The organism is Neorhizobium sp. DAR64860/K0K1 (genome assembly GCF_050500205.1).
Lineage (GTDB): Bacteria > Pseudomonadota > Alphaproteobacteria > Rhizobiales > Rhizobiaceae > Neorhizobium > Neorhizobium soli.
Genome location: NZ_CP191459.1, coordinates 1,597,991 through 1,612,988 on the forward strand (window position 1 = coordinate 1,597,991; position 14,998 = coordinate 1,612,988).

General features: G+C 60.1%; 15 protein-coding genes, 1 tRNA gene and 1 pseudogene. 4 read left to right on the forward strand and 13 right to left on the reverse strand.

What is annotated here, in order from left to right:
- Positions 1–3: 3 nt before the first annotated feature.
- From ACQY1J_RS12275 to ACQY1J_RS12300, 6 genes and pseudogenes are all read right to left on the reverse strand, one after another.
- Complete coding sequence (locus ACQY1J_RS12275) at positions 4–786, reverse strand: TatD family hydrolase (protein ID WP_430251666.1); 783 nt, start codon at positions 784–786, stop codon at positions 4–6.
- A gap of 8 nt (positions 787–794) precedes the next feature.
- Positions 795–2,352: pseudogene (gene metG, locus ACQY1J_RS12280) on the reverse strand (methionine--tRNA ligase).
- Positions 2,353–2,446: 94 nt separating this feature from the next.
- Positions 2,447–3,478: a DNA polymerase III subunit delta' gene (locus ACQY1J_RS12285; protein ID WP_430251668.1), complete on the reverse strand. Its 1,032-nt coding sequence runs from the start codon at positions 3,476–3,478 to the stop codon at positions 2,447–2,449.
- Positions 3,475–4,197 (reverse strand): dTMP kinase, encoded by a 723-nt coding sequence (tmk, locus tag ACQY1J_RS12290; RefSeq protein ID WP_430251670.1) that lies wholly within the window; start codon positions 4,195–4,197, stop codon positions 3,475–3,477. Before tmk ends, ACQY1J_RS12285 begins: the two co-directional genes overlap by 4 nt.
- Before the next feature lie 21 nt (positions 4,198–4,218).
- Complete coding sequence (locus ACQY1J_RS12295) at positions 4,219–5,388, reverse strand: D-alanyl-D-alanine carboxypeptidase family protein (RefSeq protein WP_430251672.1); 1,170 nt, start codon at positions 5,386–5,388, stop codon at positions 4,219–4,221.
- Between the two features lie 155 nt (positions 5,389–5,543).
- Positions 5,544–6,632 (reverse strand): septal ring lytic transglycosylase RlpA family protein, encoded by a 1,089-nt coding sequence (locus tag ACQY1J_RS12300; RefSeq protein ID WP_430251674.1) that lies wholly within the window; start codon positions 6,630–6,632, stop codon positions 5,544–5,546.
- A 372-nt stretch (positions 6,633–7,004) separates the two neighbouring features.
- Here ACQY1J_RS12300 and ACQY1J_RS12305 point away from each other — a divergent pair.
- The 3 genes from ACQY1J_RS12305 to ACQY1J_RS12315 all read left to right on the forward strand — a co-directional run bounded on the left by ACQY1J_RS12305 (position 7,005) and on the right by ACQY1J_RS12315 (position 8,206).
- A tRNA-Ser gene (locus ACQY1J_RS12305) sits at positions 7,005–7,094 on the forward strand.
- Between the two features lie 208 nt (positions 7,095–7,302).
- On the forward strand, positions 7,303–7,662 hold the full coding sequence (locus tag ACQY1J_RS12310) for a hypothetical protein (RefSeq protein ID WP_430251675.1): 360 nt from the start codon (positions 7,303–7,305) through the stop codon (positions 7,660–7,662).
- Between the two features lie 16 nt (positions 7,663–7,678).
- Positions 7,679–8,206, forward strand: coding sequence for a hypothetical protein (locus ACQY1J_RS12315; protein ID WP_430251677.1), 528 nt, complete (start codon positions 7,679–7,681; stop codon positions 8,204–8,206).
- 286 nt (positions 8,207–8,492) lie between these two features.
- On the opposite strand, the gene ACQY1J_RS12320 is transcribed toward ACQY1J_RS12315, so the two are convergent.
- From ACQY1J_RS12320 to ACQY1J_RS12335, 4 genes are read right to left on the reverse strand one after another with little or no spacing between them, the layout of a single operon-like run.
- The gene (locus ACQY1J_RS12320) at positions 8,493–8,900 is read right to left on the reverse strand and encodes a hypothetical protein (protein WP_430251679.1); all 408 of its coding nucleotides are present in this window, start codon (positions 8,898–8,900) and stop codon (positions 8,493–8,495) included.
- Positions 8,900–9,895 carry a hypothetical protein gene (locus ACQY1J_RS12325; RefSeq protein ID WP_430251681.1) on the reverse strand — a complete coding sequence of 332 codons (996 nt, stop codon included), beginning with the start codon at positions 9,893–9,895 and terminating at the stop codon, positions 8,900–8,902. The genes ACQY1J_RS12320 and ACQY1J_RS12325 overlap by 1 nt, the downstream gene beginning before the upstream one ends.
- Before the next feature lie 4 nt (positions 9,896–9,899).
- On the reverse strand, positions 9,900–10,241 hold the full coding sequence (locus tag ACQY1J_RS12330) for a phage tail assembly chaperone (protein WP_430251683.1): 342 nt from the start codon (positions 10,239–10,241) through the stop codon (positions 9,900–9,902).
- Positions 10,238–11,893 (reverse strand): M15 family metallopeptidase, encoded by a 1,656-nt coding sequence (locus ACQY1J_RS12335; RefSeq protein ID WP_430251685.1) that lies wholly within the window; start codon positions 11,891–11,893, stop codon positions 10,238–10,240. The genes ACQY1J_RS12330 and ACQY1J_RS12335 overlap by 4 nt, the downstream gene beginning before the upstream one ends.
- Between ACQY1J_RS12335 and ACQY1J_RS12340 the strand changes: the two genes are divergently transcribed.
- A complete protein-coding gene (locus ACQY1J_RS12340) occupies positions 11,849–12,706 on the forward strand; it encodes a hypothetical protein (RefSeq protein WP_430251687.1) in 858 nt (285 codons plus the stop codon). The genes ACQY1J_RS12335 and ACQY1J_RS12340 overlap by 45 nt on opposite strands.
- Here the strand turns inward: ACQY1J_RS12340 and ACQY1J_RS12345 are convergent.
- From ACQY1J_RS12345 to ACQY1J_RS12355, 3 genes are read right to left on the reverse strand one after another with little or no spacing between them, the layout of a single operon-like run.
- Positions 12,661–14,286: a terminase large subunit gene (locus ACQY1J_RS12345; RefSeq protein ID WP_430251689.1), complete on the reverse strand. Its 1,626-nt coding sequence runs from the start codon at positions 14,284–14,286 to the stop codon at positions 12,661–12,663. The genes ACQY1J_RS12340 and ACQY1J_RS12345 overlap by 46 nt on opposite strands.
- Positions 14,270–14,686: a phage terminase small subunit P27 family gene (locus tag ACQY1J_RS12350; RefSeq protein WP_430251691.1), complete on the reverse strand. Its 417-nt coding sequence runs from the start codon at positions 14,684–14,686 to the stop codon at positions 14,270–14,272. Before ACQY1J_RS12350 ends, ACQY1J_RS12345 begins: the two co-directional genes overlap by 17 nt.
- Positions 14,683–14,997 carry a phage head closure protein gene (locus ACQY1J_RS12355; protein WP_430251693.1) on the reverse strand — a complete coding sequence of 105 codons (315 nt, stop codon included), beginning with the start codon at positions 14,995–14,997 and terminating at the stop codon, positions 14,683–14,685. The genes ACQY1J_RS12350 and ACQY1J_RS12355 overlap by 4 nt, the downstream gene beginning before the upstream one ends.
- Between the last annotated feature and the right edge of the window lies 1 nt (position 14,998).

Sequence of the window (14,998 nt, forward strand, 5' to 3'; positions counted from 1 at the left end):
ACCTCAAAGCCTCGGCATCTTGGAGAAGCAGCGGAACGCGTTTTCCGTCGTGATCGCAGCCATCTCTTCGTAAGTCAGGCCGTGAACATCGGCCAGCACCTCTGCGGTATTGACCACGTAGGACGGTTCGTTGCGCTTTCCGCGCCAGCGTTTTGGCGCCAGATAAGGTGCATCGGTCTCAACCAGCAGCCGGTCCGTCGGCAGCGTTTTCGCGATGGCCCGGATCTCCTCGGATTTCGGGAATGTCAGGATGCCCGAGAAGGATACGTAGCCACCAAGCTCGATACCGGCACGGGCAAGGTCGGGTCCGGCCGAAAAGCAATGCAGAATGAAGGGGAAAGCCCCCTTCCCGCTTTCAGCTGTCAGGATCTCGATCATGTCTTCGTCGGCACTGCGACTATGGATCACGAGCGGCAACCCGGTCTCGCGTGCAGCTTCGATATGTCTGATAAAACCGGTCTTCTGGTCGGCCGGCGTCTGCGTGTCGTAGAAATAATCGAGACCCGCTTCGCCGATCGCGACGATCTTGTCATGCAAATTGGCGAGACGAATGAGGTTTTCCGCCTGGATATCCAGCTCTTCGCTGGCATTGTTGGGATGCGTGCCGACGGAGCAGAATACCGATGGGTATTTGTCCGTGATCGCCAGCAGGCTGTCCAGCTTCCTGACGCGTGTCGAGATCGTCACCATCTGCCGGACACCGGCTTCGTGGGCGCGCTCGATCAGTTCGTCGCGTTCGGAGTCGAAATCCGCAAAATCCAGGTGGCAGTGGGTATCGATCAGCATGACTTGCCCTATGCCGCCGGCTGCGGCGCAACGTAGCGCGGGAAGACCGGGCTTGGAGCTTCCAGCACCGTGCCGGGTGTCAGGCGGCCAACTTCGCCGAGTGACGCGAAATCACGCGATCCGGCAGGTGCAGCCACCAGATCGAGAAGCTTTGACGACGAGTCCGGCATGAACGGCTGCAGCAGGATGGCGATCTGGCGAACCACTTCGGCGGCCACGTAAAGGACCGTCTCCATCCGGGCGGGATCAGTTTTCTTCAGAACCCACGGCGCCTGGGCTGCGAAATAGCGGTCGGTTTCGGACACGACGGCTATGATTGCCGCCAGTGCACGGTGAACCAGCTGCTTTTCCATGTCTTCGCGGCAGATCGGCAGGAGCGCATCGACGGATGCCAGCATTTGCCGGTCTGGGTCGGTGAGTTCGCCGGGTGCGGGGATCTTGGCATCGCAGTTCTTGACGATCATCGAGAGCGAGCGGCTGGCAAGATTGCCGATGCCGTTTGCGAGATCGGCATTGATACGCGTGCCGATCGCATCCTCGCTGCAGGTGCCGTCCTGGCCGAAGGAGATCTCCCGCAGCAGGTAATAGCGGATCGCGTCGAGGCCGAAATGGCCGATCAGTTCGAACGGATCGAGCACGTTGCCGAGCGACTTCGACATCTTCTCGCCGCCCTTCGCCAGAACGAAGCCGTGGGCATAGACGCGCTTGGGCAGCGGCAGGCCTGCCGACATCAGGAAGGCTGGCCAGTAGACGGCGTGGAAGCGGATAATGTCCTTGCCGATGATATGCGCATCCGCCGGCCAGTATTTGGCGCGCGGCCCATTTGGGTCGTCAAGGTAGCCGGTCGCTGTCAGGTAGTTCGTGAGCGCGTCGACCCAGACATACATGACGTGCGCCGGATCATCGGGAACCTTGATGCCCCAGTCGAACGTGGTGCGGGATACGGAGAGATCGCGCAGGCCGGATTTCACGAAGGAGATAACTTCGTTGCGGCGCTCGGCCGGGCCGATGAAGTCCGGATGATCCTCGTAATGCTTCAGCAGCTTGTCGCCGTATTCGGACAGCTTGAAGAAGTAGCTCGAACTCTTCGACCCATTCGACCGGCGTGCCCTGCGGACCATAGCGGGTGCCGTCGCGCAGCTGCGTTTCGTCTTCCGCATAGTAGGCCTCGTCGCGGACCGAATACCAGCCCGCATAGGTATCCTTGTAGATGTCGCCGGCAGCGGACATCCGGTTCCAGATGTCCTTGCTCGCCTGATGGTGGCGCGGTTCTGTCGTGCGGATGAAATCGTCGTTCGAGGCATTGAGCAGCTTGCCCATTTCCCGGAACTGTTCGGTATTGCGCTCGGCTAGCGCTTCCGGCGAAATGCCTTCGTTGCGGGCCGTCTGCTGCATCTTCTGGCCGTGCTCGTCCGTGCCCGTCAGGAAGAAGACATCCTTGCCGTCGAGGCGCTGGAAGCGCGCCATCGCATCCGTCGCGATCAGTTCGTAGGCGTGACCGATATGCGGCTTGCCGTTCGGATAGGAGATCGCGGTGGTGATATAGAAAGGTGTCTTGTTCGGCATGGGCTGTACTCGGACAGATGTTAAGTCACGCCGCTCTTAGCGCATGTTGCAGACAAGCGAAACCCAAACTTCCCGCCATGGTCCGGATCGACGATCAGGCGAGCCTGGCGCTCTCGAGAATGGACATCAGCGTCTGCTTGCGATCGAGGTTATAGGCCTGGGCGATCTTCAACTTCTCGGTCATATCGGAAACCAGCTTTGCCCTGCGGTCCGCCGTGGCGAGATCGCCTGACAATGCGGCCTCCCTCGCCCGTTTGACGAGATGGTCCGACAGATGCTCCAGAAAGAAGCCGAAGATGACATCGCTGTCCTTGCCGGAGAGAACGTCGGCGAGCCGGTGCATCGCCTTGCGCGCGGCCGGTCCGTCGGCAGAGACGGCATCGTCGAATGCCGAGATGATATCGGCGCCGCCGTAATTCAGAAGTTTGAGTGCCTGCGCGACGCGTCCCTTGGATTGAGTCAGCACCATCTCCTCGGTCTTGCCGCCATCGAGTGGGCTGCCGAGGGCTGCGAGCGCGCTTGCAAGATCGGCATCACTGAGCGGTGACAGCCTGAGCGGCTGACATCTGGACCGGATGGTCGGCAAGAGCCGTCCGGGGGCATGCGACAGGACGAGGAAAAGCGCACGCCGCGGCGGCTCTTCGAGGATCTTGAGGATCGCGTTGGCTGCGTTGCGGTTGAGGTCGTCGGCCGCATCGATAATGACGATGCGCCAGTTTCCGGTCCCGGATGTCTGGGAAAAGAAGTGCCCGGCTTTCCGCACTTCATCGACGGTGATGGCCGTCTTCATCTTTCCGGTCTTGTCGTCGACCGGACGAGATAGATGCAGGAGATTGTGCGAGGCGCCGGAGGCGATCTGGCGGCTGACGGCGCTGTCTGGATCCGGATCGGCAATGTGATCAGGCGCGCCTTCCGGCTCCGGATGGGAGAGGACATGATTGGCGAAACGGAAGGCCAGCGTCGCCTTGCCGATCCCTTCCGGCCCCTCGATCAGGATGGCGTGATGGCCTTTGCCCGTTTTGTAGCTGGCACTCAGAAAATCCTCCGCCGCACGATGGCCGAACAGGTGCGGATTTCTGGCGGGCGAAATGGCGCCGTCCAGAATATGCGGATCCTGGTCGCTCATTCCGATGAACCCGTGACGCCGGCCTGATCAGCGCCGAGGCTGAAAGCCATGGGCTCGATCAGCGCTGCGATCTCCTTGGCGATGATCTCCTCATCGCGGTCGGCATCGATAACGTGACAGCGGCCGGAATCGGCGGCAGCAATTGCTAGATAAGCTTGGCGGCGCGTTTCGTGGGTCTCGATCTCTTCCCGCTCGAAACGGTCGGGGGCTTCGTCCGGCGCACGTTTGCGGGCACGGCCAAGGCCGATTTCTGCGGGCAGATCGAGGATCACGGTACAATCCGGTTTGACGCCGTCGATCGCGACACGCTGCAAGGCCTCGATAAGATCGGACTCCAGATTGCCGGTGGCGCCCTGGTAGACGCGGGAGGAATCGATGAAGCGGTCGCAGAGAACGATTGCGCCGCTTGCGAGCGCCGGCCGGATGACCTCCTCGACGTGGTCGTTGCGGGCAGCCGCAAACAGGATCGCTTCGAGCCTAGTCCCGAACTCCTGCGCTGCACCCGAAAGCAGGACGTGGCGAACCGCTTCGGCGCCCGGCGAACCGCCAGGCTCGCGCGTCATCAGAACGTCGTAACCACGCCTGCGCAAAAGATCGGCAAGCCTGCGGATCTGGGTGGATTTCCCCGCCCCTTCCCCGCCTTCGAATGTCACGAATAGCCCGGATTGTTGTGTCACACCTAGTCCCGTATTGCGCCTGTCGATCGGTTCATAGCCCATATTGGCGCGTCACGGAACATGTCAAAGCCAGAACAACATCAGTTCCAGAACCGCGTCCGTCGCCTTGTTGAAGAGTGTCCCGTCTTCGATGGCATCAGCCGTCATCAGCGGCACTTCCCGGACCAGCCGATCTCCGGACGAGATCCTGAGAACGCCGATTTCCTGTCCTTTCGTGACAGGTGCACGGAGCGGCCAGCGGTAGACGATCTGGCCCGAAAGGCGATCGGGGCTATTGGTCGGCAGGTAGAGATCGACCGGCTCCTGCGCGACGAGATCGACGTGGCGGCTGGTGCCGCCATAGACGCTTGCCTGGCCGATCACCTCGCCTTGCGCGAAGATCACCTTGGTCTGAAACGAGGAGAGCCCCCACTCCATCACCCGGCGCGCCTCTTCCACCCGTTCCTTGTCACTGGCAAGTCCCCCCATGGCGAGGAAAAGCCGCGTTCCTTCGCGCTGTGCCGAAGCGACGAACGAGAAACCTGCGCCTTCCGCATAGCCGGCTCCAAGCCCGTCTATGCCGAGATTTAGAGCAAGCAGCGGGTTTTTGTTGCGCTGAAAGATCTTGTTCCAGGTGAAGTCCGGCTGGGCATAGAGCGGGTAGTATTGCGGATATGTCTTTTGAAGGTGCCGCGCGAGTTCCACCATGTCACGGGTGGTGGTCCGGCTTTCGGCAGACGGTAGGCCCGTCGAATTGCCGAATGCAGAGCGCGTAAGCCCCAGATCCTTGGCGCGCGCGTTCATGCGCGTCGCGAATTCGGCCTCGGAGCGGGACAGTCCTTCTGCCAGAATGATGCAGGCGTCGTTGGCATTCTGGATGATCACGCCCCGGATCAGGTCGTCGACCTTCATCTGCGATTTTAGCGCCGCAAACATGGTCGTAGTGCCGGAAGGCGCGCCACCGGTGCGCCAGGCGAACTCGGTTACGGGATAGCTGGTTTCGGGCGTGATCTCGCCGCGCTGGAGCGCGCTGAACACCACTTCCATGGTCATCAGCTTGGCGAGTGAGGCTGCCGGAAGAGACTGGTTTTCGTTTGCCGACAGCAGCACCGTGCCGGTCTTTTCCTCGACCATATAGACCTGTCTGGCCTTGGTCGCGAAGGCTGGTGCGGCGTCCTGCGCAGACACGGTCTGTGTCGTGGAAAAGGCTGCCGTGACGCACAGGCAGGCCGAAAACAGAAAGCGTCGCATCATGCCCCCAGAAACGTTTCGACCTATGCCTACAGCATCGATCCGCGAACCGGAATCAATTTTCGGAGATAGGATGCTTTGTGGAAGACAGCGCGAACAACGCGCTGCCGATCGGGACGTCAGACGCGTCGCCTCAGGGTGGGGCCGTGCCGGGCCGCTTAGTCCTGCAGCAGGACGTTGCCGAACATGACCTGCTGCTTGTGGCCCTTAGGCGGCTCGACATAGGCAGTTTCGGAGGTCCAGGCCTGCTGTGCCCGGTTTGCGACCGGGCGGATCTGCTGTTCTGACCGCGCCGGAGCGACCGGCTGAACGTAACGCTGCTGGCTTGCAACCTGCTGCTGAGCCGGGGCTGCGATCGCCTTCTGGGTCGGAGCCTGAACTGGTGCCGGCTTTGGCGCAACTGCCGCGACCTGTCGCTGCGGTGCTTGGGCACGAACCGTCTCAGCCGTCGAACGCTCGACCGGGCGCGGCGACGCCGCATACTGCTCGGCCTGTTGGAAGCCCCTCTTCGAGGATGCGTTGCTCTGCGCACGGCTCGGATAGGCGGCAGGCGTCGGTACGGACGAACCGAAGCTCTGCATCTGGTCACGCAATGGCTGGTTCGACGCGACCATCACGCCGCTTGAACTCTGACCGCCACCCGGATTGAAGGACGGCAGTCGATCGCCCTTGCGGATGTAGGACGCCATCAGGAACGGTGTATCCTCACCATCCATACGAGCGCGGCCGACATACTGGACATTGACCTTGGCAGTGCCCGAACGCTTCATATCGAGGAGCTCGGCCGTCTTGCTGGACACGTCGAGGATGCGGCCGGCGTGATACGGGCCGCGGTCGTTGACGCGGACGATGACCGACGAGCCATTTTCGACATTGGTGACGCGGGCATAGCTTGGCAGCGGAAACGTCGGATGGGCTGCCGTGAGGCTGGCCGAATCATAGACCTCGCCGTTGGCGGTATAACGGCCGTGGAAGGCCGAACCATACCAGGATGCGAGACCACTCTTGTTATACTGCGGATCTTCCTTTGGAACGTAGGTCTTTCCCCTCACCTGGTAAGGCTGGCCGACCATAAAGCGTCCGCCGCCCTTCGGCACCGGCTGTCCGTCCTTGACGACGCGCGGACTGGCTTTGACGCCATACTCCTTCTCGGAGAAGTATTCCTTGCTGCGCACCTGCTTCTGCGCAGGTTCAGGCGTCGGCTTTGTCGTGGCACAGGATGCCATCGCCGCGAAAACCACCGTCATGCCAAGCCACTTCGCACTTAGCGAAACAATACCGCCACTCAAACGCAAAACCTGTCCGCCCCATAATTTCTTGCCACAACGAGCGCTTGAGCCTCGAAGATCGATTCGTCGTTCCGATCAATGAACCAAGCGAGACCCGTTCGGCCCCGTCTTTGATGGATGCCTAGATTTGCTTTTTTCGTGGCTAAAATGCGAACGAAAACTGTTGAGTAATTAAAATTGTATCCAGTATGGTTAACGGATACTTAAAGTAATATTCTATTAATACTTTGATTGCCGCATGCTCCGCCAAAGACTAGGGTACCAGTGCAGCAATCGAAGCGCATCTCCAGTTGACGACAGCAGTTCTGCGATTATAAAGCCTGACAGCGAGGAAGAGTGTCCGAGTGGTTTAAGGAACCGGTCTTGAAAACCGGCGTGCGGGAGACCGTACCGTGGGTTCGAATCCCACCTCTTCCGCCATATCTTTGCGTAACTCTATGATTTTTAACGTTTAATTTTTTCTTGCGCCGTCATCCCTACTTCCGTCCCTAATGCATTATTTCTGTGGGAATGTGGCTTAACGAGCAAACCCACCCTGCCCTTCAACCGTATTCCGCTGCAACTTGCGTAATTGTACCTGTCGGATTCGGTGCGGCGGCTGCAGTCTCAGGAGCACGAGGATTGGGCTATGGCTGATTATCGCGAAATTTCTCAGGTGTTCGCGCAAGAAGGCATCAAGGCTGCTCTGCTGATCAACTCCGGCGCTGCGGTTGCGCTGCTAACCCAAGCTACCACGCTTATCGAAAAAGACCTCGTCAACGCGGTCTTCTGGCCGTTGCTCGCTTGGGTAGCCGGTACCTCCATAAGCACCTTGCTGTGGATCTTTGCGTTCATATCGGCGCGTTTGGTCGACAAGAGCACAGTTGAAAACCGCTCCGAATTCATCGAGCTCTCAAACAGGTGGATGATGATCGGCGTCTGGGGCTTCGTCTTCGCTGTAGGGTGTTTTTGTGTTGGAGCCGTTACCCTCGCTTTCAAACTCGCATAGCGAAGAGGTGGGCAAAATGCGGATGATCACGAGCGCAGATCAAAGGCCAGACCTCGCAATTGCAATAGGAAGGTTCTCACAGGCCAGCGCATCGCTGGAGCGAGCGATACAGTCAGCGATCATCAGGCTTCTTCCTCTCACGGACGATATGGGACTGGCCATCCTCTGCGAGAACACGATGCGGGCCAACCTCGAGATCCTGACGCGCCTCCTGAAACTTCCAGAAGTGCCCGTTCCTGAGAGCTGGAAGGCTAGCCTCTTGGATCTCATTCCGCAGGTAAAGGCAAGTTCTGAGGATAGGAACCGCCTGATGCATAACGTCATCCTAGAAGGCGAGACTGGACTGATCGCCACGATCGAGAAAAAGGGCAACCGCTCATACATGCCGATCAGTGTTGAAACGATCATCTGTTGGGTTGAGGAAGCGGGTGACCTGGCGGCTTTGTTCGGGTCTGTTCCTCATTGCGAGTACGACCTCAGCAAGTGGGAGAAGAGCTGGCCAGCCTACGAGCCGAAGGACTGGCCGAAGCGGCCGGGTAAGTAGCTAGATAGATTTCCCACCCTCGGTGGAAGATCGATTGCAGAGTACATCCTCCACTGGAGGACGTGCGATCGCAGCGTCCATCCCCCATCGGGGGGCGGACAAGGAGCAGGTAACTTCTCCTGCAAGGAGTCAAAGCCTTCATCCTCAAATTGAGGTTGGATGATCTCCCATCATCGGTGGAAGATCGATTGCAGGGGACATCCGTGAGCGAAGGTTTTGCACCAACGGTGGAAAACTGGGATCCCGTGATTTTGGTGGTACGAAATTCGTTCGACCAAACTTTACGTCAGTCAGCGGCCCGATCCGCCCAGAACCTGTTGTTTCGGATATCGAAGATTTGCTCGCCTCCGCGGATCCGGCCTTTGAGGTTGGAGGCAGTTATTCCCAGGCTGCTGATCAGCGCCAGGGAGCGTTGGCCGATTTCGACCACGGTCTGCGCGTCCATGGCCGCACGGCTGTTGTCCGACAAGATCCATTCGAAATCCCGCTCAGGATCCTGCCACCGGTAGTCGCCTGACTTGCTGCCGGCATCGAGCGCCAACCGTGCCGCTGTCATCGCGAGGTTGATGAATGACCGATCACCGTCGCGGACTTGGATGCGGCCGGCGCCGTGGGGGATGCCAATGGCAAGACGCCGGCGTCTCTCAGCGTCGACCAGCTCGGTGGTGGCTAAGGGTTGGAGGCGGATTTTCATCAGGCGGCCTTTCTGAAGATAGAGTCGAATACTCGAGCCGACAGAGGGCGTAGGACGATCACCTCTGCCGATGTCTTCCGCATGTTCCGGACTTTGAGCTGGGCACGGCAGGAATGGCTGCACGTCGACGCGCCGCGGTGGCTCTGGAAGGCGTTGCCGCAGATCACGCAATCGACATGCGGAGCCGTGCGCTTCCGCTCTTCATTGGCGTGGACGTTGCGGCACTTCTGCCCGCAGAACCGGGCTTGGTTCCGGGCTTCGAACTGGCAGTCGCAGACTTCGCACCGATATTCCGACATCTCCCACGCCGCGAGCCGGCAAGCTTTGGAGCAATAACGCTGAGCCTTTCCTGTGGCCTGGTGGCTCACAAAGGCCCCATGGCAGTGTGCGCACTGAAGGTGGCGCTTGGGATTGCGCTGCGCCTCGCCGGAGCATTCGTAGCTGCAAAATTTCTGCTGCGGGAACGGCGAGCGATAACCTTTCTCGCAAATTTCACACGGCCGCTCCGGTGCCGTCGACTTCGCGAGCAAATACCATGAGCGACTGTAAACGCGACGGTTCGCAAGCTGGTGAAGTCCCGCGCTGTATTCGGCCACCGAACGACGGCATTGCTCCGAGCACAACCGATCCCGACGCTCCAGCTCGTCAGCGCCTAACGGGTTGCCGCAGCCGAGACAGTTTTCGCGGGGAGTGACGGCCTCTCGCTGCCCCTGTAGCCATGTCGGGCGAACGGTCTTTCCCATGTCTTTCAGCGCCGCCTCGATCAGAGCAGCGGCCTCCGCATCGGATGGGCCCCATCCGTTTCCCTGTTCGCACAGCGCTGACCGCAGACCGGCCCGCGTCGCGCCCTCGTGCTCCCACGGGGAGAGGCGCCAGTCGTCCATCATGTCGATGACACGGTGAATCACGTGCTGCCGGCGCGGACCCTTGATGATCCGATGACCAGCAAGAAGGCGGGCATTCCTGGCTTTGAGCAGATGATCGAGATACGCCATTGTTTCACCCAAAGAAGGCGTCGAAGGATTCGGCACTCAATGGTCCAGCGGGCTTGCTGGCGCCTTTGCCGTCGCGGCTGGCATACGCGTGCTCCAGATACGCCGAGTCGAGTGCACGCAGGATCTCGACGTGATGAGGCTCGGCCGGGATGCGGAGCAGCTCAAGATATGCGCGGATCTCGACGAACGAGATCGGGTTCGGCCCGCTGAAACCAAACGATCGCGCCCCGTGAAGGTCCAAGAACCATCGCCATAAGTGATCGCCACCGGCCGGGATTTGCGCTGGCGATCCGGTGCGGAGCGAGTCCTTCAGGGCTTCGCATAGGAGTTTCGTTCTCCGGTTCATGACGCCTGATTCATCCTCTTACGGGGATTGCGCTTGATAGCTTCGACGCGGCCGGGCAGGTTTGCATCATATTGGCGGACTCGCTTGTCAGCGGCTTTTGCGGAGGTGCGCTCGACCAGAGCCGTCAGCTTGCCGTCGTCTTCCATGCGGACGACCACTGATGTCTCGACGTCGACTGAAGACGAGGTCGCCGCCGAAGACTGTCGCGACCCGCTGCGCTGCTTTGTGTGATCGACGATCGATTCCTGCGGATGCAGGATCGCCGGGAAGCCACCTTTGCCGTCTACGCCGCCGGAGCGGGGGCCGTTTCCGGTATGGCCGCCGCCGTCGAAGGAGAAGAGCGAACCTATCAGGTTGCCGAGCAACCCGCCATTGCTGCTCCCGAACAGTCCACCGCCGCCGCCGCCCATGGTGCCGCCGACTTGGAACATTGCGGTCAGAACCTGATCCAGCAACACCTCGGCAACTTTGCTCAGTGCTTTTTTCAGCGCGTCTGACGCCGTCACTCCGTTCGTCAAGTCTTGGATGAAACCTTTGGTCGCGCCCTGCGCAACGCCTGCCCACTGCGCGGCTGAGGCCCGGGCCTCCTCCTGGCTCTGTGTAAGGCGGCGCGTCTGCTCCTCGGCACCTGCCATTTCGTTGGCAAGCTGGCGGATGCTTTCCGTCTGCTGCGGTGTCAAATTGATGCCGGCCTGGCGGGCGCTATCGAGCAGCTCTTGTTCGTAACGGAGCCGCGCGGCGGCCTGCTCCGTCATCCCCAGCGCCTGACCCTCAAGACCTTGCTGCGCAACGAACTCGCGGCCGCGGCTGAGCAGATCGTCATACGCCTGGCCGGCCTGTTCGAGCTGTTGTGTCCGATCCTGCAGCGCGCCGGCCCGGGCATCAGCATCCTCGATATGCCAATCTTCGTTCGAAAGCGGGAAGCTCAGGCCGAACTGGCCGGCGTTCTCATGCGCCCATTTGCGAGCGGCGTCATTGGAGTAACCGAGATCCGCGGCGTTGCCTTTGTTATGCTGGGAATTTCCGGGTGGTGCGACCCACTTTCGGGCCTCGGCAACGCTGCCATATTTCTCGAGTGCCTGCTGCCACAACTGCTGTTGCCGTTCTACGGACCTGTAACCGCTGTTGATGGTGACCGCGCCGGCAAGCTCCTTCGGCAGCGCCGCGAGCATCTTCTCGAGCTTGGACTCGAAACCGGACGACATTCCTGAAATATGCTCGGCAGACTTGCCGGCCGCCAGGAACTTCACGAGATCAATGCTGGTGGATCCGGACCGCGATGACGACGACGGCGGTACCGGTGCGCCCGATGATGGCAGCACCACCTCGGGAGGTAGAGCAGCTTTGGTGCGCTTGAGCCGCGCGTTCAATTCGTTCACGATGACGGCTTCTTCTGTCGCAATCTCGTCGAGCTGCGCGCCAATCTTTCGCCTGGTCATTTCCTCGGACTTCGGGATCTGGATAAGCTGGTTTTCGAGATCGATCCGCTTCAGGCCGAGCTGAGACTGTCGCAGTTCCAGGGTGCCTTTCTGCTGGTCTTGGAACTCACGATACGAGTCCAGAAACGTGGTCCAGGCTGAGACGGCGTTGACGATTGCAGCTTTTAGATGCGTGCCGATGGTTGTCGTGATGAGGGCGAATTTCTGGTTCACCTCCTCGGCTTTCCGCACCATGTTTTCGTCCATGACGAGGCCGAGATCTTCTGCGGCTTTGATCTGTTTGCGAATTCCTTCCTCACCCTGGTTGATGAGCTGGACGAATTGCTCGCCGCCGGATCCACCGAAAACCTCATCCGAGATGCGGATCTGCGCGGCCTTATCGAGCTGCTTCAAACGACCGATGATGGTGACGAAAAGCCTGTCTGGCTCCTTCAAGCGACGGGCGAGATCCTCCGCGGTGAACCCAAGTCGCTGAAACGCCTCGGCACCGGAGCCCGCGCCGGTCAGCACGAATTCGTCAGCGCGCAGGCTCATTTCCTTGAGGCCGTCGGTGAGAGCGTCAACGGAAACACGGTTCTGATCGGCAACAAACTTGAGCTGCTGGAATGCCTTGAACGATACGCCGGCGATCTTCGCCTTGTCGGCCAGCTCCAGGATCGATTTCGTGGACTCAACAGCAGCCTGCCTGAACCCTTCCAGCGCGCCGATGCCGGCACCAAGGGCAAGGCCACCGATAAGCGCCTTGCCAAAACTACCGATCCGCGTCGACGTCTGCGCAAGCGCTTGGTTGATCCGCTGTGTCGAGCGAATCATGTCGCTTTCCATGGCTTGTGTCGCACCGCGCGAGCCCTGCCGGAGGCGGTTGAACGAGCCGGAGCCGGTCTTTTCGGCGCGCTGCATGTTCCGCTCGAAGTCGCGGATTCTTGCTTCAAGCGAGACGACCAATCTTTCTTCATCGGTTGCGGGCATATGAGCCTCCTTCAGGCAAACGCGAATTCCTCGATGTCGCCATCGAATGTGTCGTAAGATGATTTCCCGCTGTCGCCAGCTGCGCAGCGCGCCACGGCCATCGCAGTGGCGACGGCGCCGTCGATGCGGTCTTTCGACTTACCTTTGTGGAAACTTTTGTTGCCGGAGGTGTCGGTGCGGATTGCGATGTTATCGAAATGCCATCTCAGGATCGGATTGCCGCCGTGGGTGAAGCGGCGGGCGAGGATGGCTCGCTCCAGCTCCGCAATGGCCGGAGACATGGTGAGCCAGCCTTGGCGAAATTCGACCACCGGCAGGGCCTTGTCGAGAAGGTTGGAGATGCTGTTTCGAGCAAGCGCCGGGTCGAAGGCGATCTCTCGGACGTTGAACCTGGCACAAAGCTCTTCGATCTGCGCTTCAACAAAATGGAAGTCGACGACGTTTCCTTCCGTCAGGGTGATGAGCCCTTGCTCCTCCCAAAGCGGATAGTCGACACCGTCGCGGCCGGCTTTGCGCTGGATATTGTCCCTGGGCAGGAAGAACCACGGGTGGACCGCATAACCGCTCTCACGGTCGCCCCAGGCTGCGACAACCGCGGTGAGATCGTTCGTGCTGGAAAGGTCGACGCCCAAGTAGCAAGGCGTCTGCTCTGCTTCGAACCTGTCGAGATCGACCTCGGCACGGCCCTCGTCATAGATCGGCATGGCGACGAAAGGGCTCGCGCTGTAGTCGAGCCAACAATTCAGGTGGAACTGGCGGAAGTTGTCGCGCTCGGTCGGTCGCTCTTTTGCCTCGCGCGCCATGGTGCGAAGACCGTCGATATCGGGGTAGCCTTCAGCCAGTCCCGGGTTGACGTAGTGCCAGAGGGTTTCGTCTTCCCAATCATCCTCCGGATGCGTTTCGAACAGTACCGGCAGGAACGAAGGATCTTCGACGACACCGCTCTGCACCTTTCGAGCATAGGTCAGCAGGTCGTAGGCAAGGTTTTCCTGGCCGCGTCCCGCCTGGGTGATGATGACCAACAGCGTGTTGCCCACTTTGTTGAGACCGGTGCGGATGGCGCTCCAGTTCTTCCGAGCGTTCTCGCCTTCCCAGGCGATAAGCTCGTCGGCCAAAACAAAATTCGGCGTCTTGCCCAATTTGCCACGGCCGCCCGATGCGAGAGCGCGAAACGTGGATTTGCTCTTCACGTGCTCGAGATGAAAAAGGCTTTCCGTCGGCTTCATGGCTTCCTGAAGCCACTCGGTCTCCGAGACGATTGAGACGGCTTCGTCGAACGCGATTCTAGCGTCTTCCTCTGCCGATGCCGCAACCATGGCCTGGCCGGATGGCTGCCGCTCCCAGCCAACAGTATGGAGAAGCGCAAGGCCGGCGCCCATCGTAGTCTTGCGTGCGCCGCGAGGAAGCAGAACGAAAACAGTCTTGACCTGCCGACGCTTGTTCGGAAGGCATGGGCCGTAGATCCGACGGACGATGCGCTCCCAAAACAGCGGCAGCTCAAAGGCGCCACTCTCGCTTTTCGGATGCTTGAGCCGGCGCAGGAAGTCGACGGCGCGTTCGCCGTAACCAAAGGTGTCCTCGATCTCCGAACCATCAAAGATCCACTCGGGTCGCGTTGCCTTAGATGTCGAGGCCATCGGGCGCACCTCCTGGCTTCTTCTCACCCTTTTGGAAGCCTTGTTTAGCGCGTGCTGCCGGCGTCAGGCCGAGCTCCGAAGCGAGGCGCGCAACCATTTCCATGGCTTTAGCCTGCATGCCAGCGGCCGGATTTGGCTTGAGCATCTTATGAGCGGTCAATACCGTCGAGCCGTGCACGGCCAACGACTTCTGACATTCGCGAACCGTCCACAAGGCTATAATATACGTCGACAACAGGCCTGACATTGATGCGGTCAGCAGCCTCCGCTGCACCAGTTCTGCGGCAATGGCCTGCCATTCTGGGATCATATCGGTGGGCACTTCAGCCGGCGGCAATGGGACGCCATGGAGCCCGCCTTCAATCGCCTTCAGGTCTGCCTTGCGGCCGCGTGTGCTCATTTCTTTGCCTCGCATCGGATCTCAAGTCCGCGCCGCCTACCGATTTCCTTCACCTCGCGAATGTTGAATGACTTCGCCTCGTACCCGAGTTGATCGGAGGTCATGATGCCGTCGAGCCAACGTGTTCGAAAGACAATCACGGTCGCGTCCGTTGCGCCCTGCGCCGAGAGAAACTCCTCGGTCGCCGACTGAATGACCTGGGCGCGAAGGGTTGCCACCGGAGTCCAGGTTTCAACAGGCGTGCCGAAGTCATCGGGCGTGGAGCTGAAGCGTTCGATGGTGATGGTCCGATCGAGCTTGCCAGCGCGCATG